The organism is Flavobacterium sp., from assembly GCF_027531905.1.
GTDB lineage: Bacteria > Bacteroidota > Bacteroidia > Flavobacteriales > Flavobacteriaceae > Flavobacterium.
In genome coordinates this window covers 1-7,447 of the sequence record NZ_JAPZSU010000049.1, presented here as the reverse complement: position 1 = coordinate 7,447, position 7,447 = coordinate 1, and the positions used below count along the sequence as shown (strand labels likewise).

The window sequence follows — 7,447 nt, the reverse complement described above, 5'->3', positions numbered from 1 at the left end:
TTGGTTGTATATTAAAAATATTATTTATAAACTTAATGTTTTTTCAACACATTTTTTCAAAAGACAACAAATGTATTGGTTTAAATCCGTTCAATCTGTGTCATCTGTGGTCTATCAAAAGATGTGTCCAGACGGTAGGCTTCAATCGGGGCTAAAGAGTAACAATTAGCCTTTTTATTGGCAAATTAAAAATACAGCATTTTGATTCGGTTATCTGCCGAACGTTTATTAATTTTTAGTTAAAAACAATAAAATAGATAATTTTTTCTTACATTTACAACTTTAGTGGATTAGAAAATCTGTTACTTGTGCTCATTTTGAAAGTAGAACACAGATAACGCTGATTAAAACGAATCTAAATTTGAAAACCTGAGTGAATTCACTATCCATAACATAAGAAATACTATCATTCTTCTCTTTTTAAAATTAAAAAATGAAAAAACACCTTTGCTTTGTTCTATCAATACTTTTTATATCAATTCTATTAAGTTGTTCAAACTCTAAGTTTACTAACCTTAATGCCAGTAAAAGCATTCAATCAAAACAAGACAGTTTAGCCTTTGAACTATGCCAAATGTATGGTTTAGATCAAGGAATTAGATTGTCCGAAGGATTTAAAGATAAAGCAAAATTGACCCAAAACCTCGATACTCTCAATTTTAAAAAAATAGTAGCATTTCTAAAAGCAAATGGTTTTCCGAACAAAGAATTGCTGGGTGAAAAAAATTTCAAACATGAATGTGTTGAAGGTGCCTTCGTTGCAATATTACTTCACAATCCTCATAGATTAGTTAATGAACAAATCCATTTTGATTTTTTTCTAAATGAAGTAAAAAAAGGGAATATGAAACCCGATTTTTTTGCTTCAGTTTTGGATAAATATTATTGGGCAAAAAGTAAGAATAAAAAAACTAGAAGAGTATTTTACGGTTCAGTTTTTGGTAAACCTTGCATCCAAACCAAAGAAGCTACAAATAAAGCTCGAATAGAAATCGGTTTAAAAGCACTTAAGGACGATGAATTTGTGGATTGTGCTGGTGAAGAATTAAATATGCCAAAAGTAAGAACCTAATATAAACGTTAATTTACCAAAGCCAATTCAAATCTCAGGAAGTATAATCAATTATTCATAGAAACAAGAAGGTAAAATTAATCTACCTTCTTGAAAACTAATACAATTCCAGACGGATTAGTCAGTGTTAATCGCATATTGGCAACCTCATATGAAGTAGTACTTTCTAAGGAATGTAGAAATTCACCCTCCTTATTTTCGGATATACAAGCCATTCGAGTAGTAATGATGCTGGTGAATCTTAAAACTTCTTTTTCAAAAAAGAGTGAACCGTTCATACGATTACATCCTGCGTACCCCATAAACGTTCCAGAATTACTATTGATTTCAAGATAAGGCAATTCATTAACAAACTCACTTGAAGATACATTCTTACCATTCATTTTCTCCAACACCCAAATATCATGCAAACGCGGGTCTACAATGTAATTTCCACAGCCTTGAAAACTTGCGATAGATTTATCTTTACTTTTTTCTATTTCAACCCGAACCGTATAAGGAAAAATTTCGCCAGACATTGCATTGGTGCATTTTTGTTGTTCTATAGTTATTACCATAGTTCCCGTTTCAGTAACAACTCGATAGCTTTTCACATTGGCGTCCATTGCCCTAATTGGGTCCACATGAGGTGCATTAAATGATTCAAAATTAGATTTTAGTGAGGTAAATGAAATTTTATTGGCTGCTATTTGAAGGCTCCACTCAGGTTCATTACCCATCGCTCGAAAATAAATACGTTGTTCCATATTTTCTATTTGTTCCTGATATCCTTTGCTAGGTTTCGTATTAGCAGAAATGCCTATTGAATCATTCTTTGGAGCTTTACAAGCCAAGAACAATAAAATCAAAAAAAGAAATGCTTTATATTTTGTCATGATTAAATGTATTAAATATCAATTCCTAAAATTATTAAAAAAAACTAAGTCTTAAAAAAAACACCGTCTATATAATACCAATGTCCATTCACTTTTTCAAAAGTAGAGCGTTCGTGATGAATGCAATCTTTGCCATCGGGACCTCTAAAAAAAGCTTGAAATTCAACAGTTGTATTATCAAAAGCTATGATTTTCAATTGTTGCCATTGGTTTTCGCTAGCCCAACGTAAAATTTCATCTTTAGAAAAAAGACTTCTTGTACTTTCGTGTGTAGTCGCTACCAAATAGTCCCCATTTTTAATCACGTAAGCGCTATACCGTGATTGCATCAAAGCCAAAGCAGTTGGCGCGGTTTCGTAGCCTAAAATGTATTTTTGGCAACAGTCCATAAAAACTATTTTAGAACCACAAGGGCAAACACTATTGTTCATCCTCAGGATTGATTTTTTGAAACAACTGATTCAGCAACACTTGATATTTGCTGATTTCGATCAAATCGGCATCATCTTCTGAATGGTCGAGAAGTTCGTCCAAAGCTTCACTTACTTCGGTCAATTTGTTATTGGCATCACGGTTTTGTTTTTGTGCTATCAAGTCGATGATTTCTTGCACATGCATTTTCAATTGGTCAAACGGATTCTCGCTCATATTATTCATTATTAGACGCTTGGTCTTCGTTAAACTTTTTTACAATTTCTTTCAATTTTGCTTTGCGCTCCATAGCCGCTTTCTTGGCCTTATCTTGGGCTTTATGCAACTTGTCGTTGTGTTGCTTTATGTTTCTTTCGTTGTTTCTTCCCATTGTATGCTACGTTTTATTTCTTCAAGAGAGCGCTCAGTATAGATAAGTTCCTCAATTATTTTTTTTCTTAATTCGTCTATATCTTCATAGTCAAAATACTTCGCCCAATTGGTCAATTCGAACAAATTCCGAATTTGCTTGATTCTTTTGGTAGTCTCAAAACTGGTTCGAAGTACCGCTTTTTCATCATAATTAGGATTTTGTTTGTGCTGATAATTTACGGTTCTCTTGGCGTAATCAGCTGCAATGTAATACAGCTTTTCTTCTGCGTTATCGGGATAAAAATCCTCCCATCGCGCAAATCCTACTTTAAATTTAGAACTTGAGGCAGGTTCCAATGGTTCCAAACGCCATTTACTATTTGCAAATCGCCCCCAATGATTGGATAAACGAAACATCCCTTCAGGAGTATAATAATACTTACTCCCCGAGGCACTATGATATTGTAAAACCAATCCCTCAATTTGCTCCAAAGCCACCTCATAAAACACACAAAAAGTGTTTTTAAAAGATTGTGGTGCGGGTCGAAAAATGTTTTTCATAGCTGCAAAGGTAAGCAGAATAACCAAAACCAATATAATAGCCATAATTATTGTGTATCTTTGCCCTTTATAAATTTGAAGTTTCAGAATCATGGAAAAAGGAATACCAAGCAAAATGCTTAAAAAAGGAGTATATACAGGAATTATAGAACAAGACGAAGACAACAACTTTTTTTGTGGTACTTATTTACTAGATTATAAAATGGCTTTACAATTTAAATTAGGCGATGTCATTACGATCAAAACCATTATCGAGAATCCAAGCGATAAAAGTTATGATAAATATCCCAAAAAATCAAGGAATTTTGACAAAGCTAATATGAAACCCGAACAATAGACTCTTTTTTAAAATACTGTAAATCAAAAACTTTAGTTAGTTTTTGATTTTTTTTTGGTCCGAAACTAAAAAGATAAAAAAAAGTGTACCTTTGCAAAAAATTTGTCAATTTTGAATTCTAATTCATTACTTCACATTAAAAGACAATAAGTTACCTTATTTATGAAAAAAATCGTTGAATACCGCAAACTACTGAATGTAGACAAAAACGTAGACCTTAAAGAGTTAAAAACTATTTATCGCAACGCGATGAAAGACGCGCATCCTGATAAATTTCAAGGCGATGAAGAAGGATTAAAAGCTGCAGAAGAAAACAGTAAAAAAATCATTGAAGCTTACCATTTCTTAGTAAGTATCAATCCAGAGACGATAAAACAAAACTTACCTGAATATACTGAGACTATTGCAACATCAACCATTACCGACTACAAATTTGTAGAAGGACGTTTGATTATCAATTTTTCTAACGGAAGTGTTTATGAATACATTAGTGTACCAAAAGCTACTTATGTAAAAATGGTCAATGCGGATTCACCAGGTCGTTTTGCTAAAAGACATATTCTTAATGCCTTTACTTGGAGAAAGACAATAAATCAAGACTAATCTTCCTAAAAAATAGTTTATGAAAAGCACTCTTTTTGAGTGCTTTTCTATTTATATCACAAATCTTACATAAAAAAAAGAAGCAATAACAAAATTTTAAGCTACAATAGCGTGCGTAATTTATAAATTTAAATACTTTTGCATACAAAATCTAATAACATAACTCAAGAATGAAAAAAATCATTTTATTATTATCTGCTTCTGTTGTATTGTTTTCATGCAACAAAACGTCCTACACAATTTCTGGTACAGCCAAAGGAATTGAAAATGGAAAAACAATCATTTTAGAAAGTCAAGATGACAAACTAGGTGTAATTGCTATTGATACTGTAAAAGTTGAAGACGGTAAATTTGAAATCGAAGGTAAAGCGACTGAACCAGCATTTCATTTAATAACCGTTGAAGGAATTCAAGGAAAATTACCATTCATCCTAGAAAACGGATCTATTGAAATCGTAATCAACAAAGATACCCTTCAAAAATCTAAAATTTCTGGTACTTACAATAACGACGAATATGCTTCATTCAATGAAGAAATTACAAAAGTTCAAAAGAAATTAGTAGATTTCCAAACCGCTAACACGCAAAAAATGAATGATGCTCAAGCGAAAAAAGATACCGCAGTTATCAACAGCTTGATGAAAGAATTCATGACTATTCAACAAGAAGTTAGTACGGCATCAAAAACAAAATATACTTCTTATGCTGAATCTCATCCAAAATCATTCATCAGTGCATTAATCATTCAAGGAATGTTGAATGACCCATCTACTGATGTTAAAAAAGCGGAGAAATTATACGAAAGTTTAGAAGAGTCATTAAAAAACACTAAACCAGGTAAAGCGATCAAAGCGCGTTTAACTGAAATGAAAGCACCTTCTGTTGGCGCTACTCCAGCAGCTCCAGGTTCAGCAAAATGAAGAGCTGACTTTTCTGCGCCAAATCCGCAAGGAAAAGTGATTAGCTTAAAACAAAGTTTAGGAAAAGTTACCATTGTTGATTTTTGGGCTTCATGGTGTCCGCCATGCCGTAAGGAAAACCCAAACATGGTAGCCTTATACAAAGAGTTACACGCAAAAGGATTAAATATCATTGGCGTTTCCTTAGACAAATCAGCAAAAGCTTGGAAAGAAGCGATTGCAAAAGATGGTTTGACATGGACGCAAGTTTCAAATTTGAAATTCTGGGATGAACCAATTGCAAAACAATATAAAGTTGAAGCCATTCCAGCCACTTTTGTACTAGATGCTTCTGGAAATATAGTAGCACAAGGATTAAGTGGAGCTGCTTTAAAAGACAAAGTAGTTGAACTTTTAGCCAAATAATTGTCCAAACTACTAAAAAACAAAAAAATCTCCCTAGTGGAGATTTTTTTATTTTATTCACTACCAATACATTAAAAAATATCCGAAAATTAAGTGTATTTTTTATTTGGAGAACTCAAAAGTGTTCTTATATTTGCACCCGGTTAGCACAATAAGCAACAGCTTATGAGTCTTGGGGAGATACTCAAGCGGCCAACGAGGGCAGACTGTAAATCTGCTGTGAAAACTTCGCAGGTTCGAATCCTGCTCTCCCCACAAAAAAAGTCCCGATACAAATCGGGACTTTTCTTTTATACAAACTTCTCTTTTTATTCTAAAATAAAACTTACACTTACATTTACCACAATTGCAATTTCACCAATAGCTAACGTTTCTCTTGGAGCAGCTTCAGCAGCATCACTCATCATAGCCTTTATTGCATAAACTGGAGCAGGTGATGGATAATAGTTTTGAGAATTATCAGAAATCATTAGCGCTTTGCCTACTTTTTGACCCAATACAGACACGAAATCATCAGCTTTGGCTTTGGCATCCTTCATGGCTAATTTTCGTGCCTCAGCTTGATATTGTGTCAGTTTTGAAGATTGAAACGTAACACCATCAATGTTATTCACACCCGCATCTACCAAACCTTCCATCAAACTATCATATTTAGTCAAATCTTTTAATAAAATTTCAATAGTTTGACTAGCATTATACGAACGTTTTTTTGATTCATATTCGTATTGTGGATTTAACGCTACACGACGGGTTTTGTAATCTTCTGTTGGTAAATTTATTTTTTTTATAAATTTTAAAACAGCATCTACTTTTAGGTCATTTTCTTTTTTAACATCTTTAGCATTCGCTCCTTTGGTTTCTACAGTAATCACAATAGTCGCTTGATCTGGAGTAACCTTTACCCTACCTTCTCCGCTTACACTAATTTGAGGAGAGGGTTTAGCGTCTTGAGCGTGAACAAAAAAGATTGAAAAGACAAATAACAGGGCAAGTACTTTTTTCATAAGAATAGGATTTAATTTATAATTGATTTAATTTATTTCAATGGCATATAACAAAAGTAGTGCCATTATAATTTTCCTCTTTTTTCCATAACAAATAAAAGCACAATTGGAATCGCTAAAAGAATTACCATCAACATATGGTCAGCTAACAACTGCGGTTCTTTTACCAAAGTAATTACATAGCCACCAACAGCCCCGCCAAAATGCGCGGTATGACCAATATTGTCGTTTTGTGCCTTCATCCCATAAATTGAATACAACAAATACAAGATACCAAAAAGATAGGCTGGAATCGGAATTACAAAGAATAACCCCAACATCATGTCTGGCTGCAACAAAATAGCAGAATACAGCACCCCAGTAACAGCTCCTGATGCTCCTACCGCCCTATAACTATAATCATTTTTATGAAAAGACATCGTGAGCAAACTCCCAAACACCAAACTGCCAAAATACACCAAAACAAAGGAAAAATTCCCCATAAAACCAATAACAACGGGCGCGAAAAAATAAAGTGTTAGCATGTTAAAAAGCAAGTGCGACATATCTACATGCAAAAAACCAGAAGTCAACATCCGGATTTGCTCGCCTGCGCGAATACTGCCAACATGAAATTCATATTTTCTAAAAAAATATATATCGTTCCAACCTTTGTAACTCACTACAACATTAGCCAAAATTAGGCCTAGTAAAATCATATTCATATCAAACTATTTAAAGTTAAGTGTAAAGATAGTAATCTTACATTTTGTTTCTACTGGATATTTTGTGAAAAGGTTAAATTTACAAAATGGAATACGATATAAAAACGATACTAGAGAAAATTATTTTACCGATTCAAGACGGCTGGAAATTATCAAAATTAGAAATTGATGAAGAAAAACTAG

11 protein-coding genes, 1 tRNA gene and 1 pseudogene are annotated in these 7,447 nt (G+C 33.2%); 6 read left to right on the top strand and 7 right to left on the bottom strand.

Going from position 1 to position 7,447, the window contains the following annotated elements:
• Window positions 1-433: 433 nt before the first annotated feature.
• A complete protein-coding gene (locus tag O9307_RS12485; protein ID WP_298299836.1) occupies window positions 434-1,072 on the top strand; it encodes a hypothetical protein in 639 nt (212 codons plus the stop codon).
• 77 nt (window positions 1,073-1,149) lie between these two features.
• Here the strand turns inward: O9307_RS12485 and O9307_RS12480 are convergent, their stop codons facing one another.
• From O9307_RS12480 to O9307_RS12460, 5 genes are read right to left on the bottom strand one after another with little or no spacing between them, the layout of a single operon-like run.
• A complete protein-coding gene (locus tag O9307_RS12480; RefSeq protein WP_298299834.1) occupies window positions 1,150-1,947 on the bottom strand; it encodes an META domain-containing protein in 798 nt (265 codons plus the stop codon).
• Between the two features lie 44 nt (window positions 1,948-1,991).
• Window positions 1,992-2,336 carry a YchJ family metal-binding protein gene (locus O9307_RS12475; RefSeq protein ID WP_298299832.1) on the bottom strand — a complete coding sequence of 115 codons (345 nt, stop codon included), beginning with the start codon at window positions 2,334-2,336 and terminating at the stop codon, window positions 1,992-1,994.
• A gap of 31 nt (window positions 2,337-2,367) precedes the next feature.
• Window positions 2,368-2,595, bottom strand: a complete 228-nt coding sequence (locus O9307_RS12470; protein WP_298299830.1) for a hypothetical protein — start codon at window positions 2,593-2,595, stop codon at window positions 2,368-2,370.
• Between the two features lies 1 nt (window position 2,596).
• Window positions 2,597-2,749, bottom strand: coding sequence for a hypothetical protein (locus O9307_RS12465; protein WP_298299828.1), 153 nt, complete (start codon window positions 2,747-2,749; stop codon window positions 2,597-2,599).
• Window positions 2,722-3,291 (bottom strand): hypothetical protein, encoded by a 570-nt coding sequence (locus O9307_RS12460; RefSeq protein ID WP_298299826.1) that lies wholly within the window; start codon window positions 3,289-3,291, stop codon window positions 2,722-2,724. Before O9307_RS12460 ends, O9307_RS12465 begins: the two co-directional genes overlap by 28 nt.
• Before the next feature lie 91 nt (window positions 3,292-3,382).
• Between O9307_RS12460 and O9307_RS12455 the strand changes: the two genes are divergently transcribed.
• The 5 genes and pseudogenes from O9307_RS12455 to O9307_RS12435 all read left to right on the top strand — a co-directional run bounded on the left by O9307_RS12455 (window position 3,383) and on the right by O9307_RS12435 (window position 5,811).
• Window positions 3,383-3,628 (top strand): hypothetical protein, encoded by a 246-nt coding sequence (locus O9307_RS12455; protein WP_298299824.1) that lies wholly within the window; start codon window positions 3,383-3,385, stop codon window positions 3,626-3,628.
• A 162-nt stretch (window positions 3,629-3,790) separates the two neighbouring features.
• Window positions 3,791-4,231 (top strand): KTSC domain-containing protein, encoded by a 441-nt coding sequence (locus O9307_RS12450; RefSeq protein ID WP_064714805.1) that lies wholly within the window; start codon window positions 3,791-3,793, stop codon window positions 4,229-4,231.
• A 170-nt stretch (window positions 4,232-4,401) separates the two neighbouring features.
• Window positions 4,402-5,151 (top strand): DUF4369 domain-containing protein, encoded by a 750-nt coding sequence (locus tag O9307_RS12445; protein WP_298299821.1) that lies wholly within the window; start codon window positions 4,402-4,404, stop codon window positions 5,149-5,151.
• Window positions 5,152-5,169: 18 nt separating this feature from the next.
• Window positions 5,170-5,556 (top strand): annotated as a pseudogene (locus tag O9307_RS12440) (TlpA disulfide reductase family protein); the annotation flags it as partial.
• Between the two features lie 174 nt (window positions 5,557-5,730).
• A tRNA-Tyr gene (locus O9307_RS12435) sits at window positions 5,731-5,811 on the top strand.
• Between the two features lie 53 nt (window positions 5,812-5,864).
• Here the strand turns inward: O9307_RS12435 and O9307_RS12430 are convergent.
• Entirely contained in the window at window positions 5,865-6,560 is a 696-nt protein-coding gene (locus O9307_RS12430) for an SIMPL domain-containing protein (protein WP_298299819.1), read from the bottom strand.
• A gap of 65 nt (window positions 6,561-6,625) precedes the next feature.
• Window positions 6,626-7,264, bottom strand: coding sequence for a rhomboid family intramembrane serine protease (locus O9307_RS12425; protein ID WP_298299817.1), 639 nt, complete (start codon window positions 7,262-7,264; stop codon window positions 6,626-6,628).
• Between the last annotated feature and the right edge of the window lie 183 nt (window positions 7,265-7,447).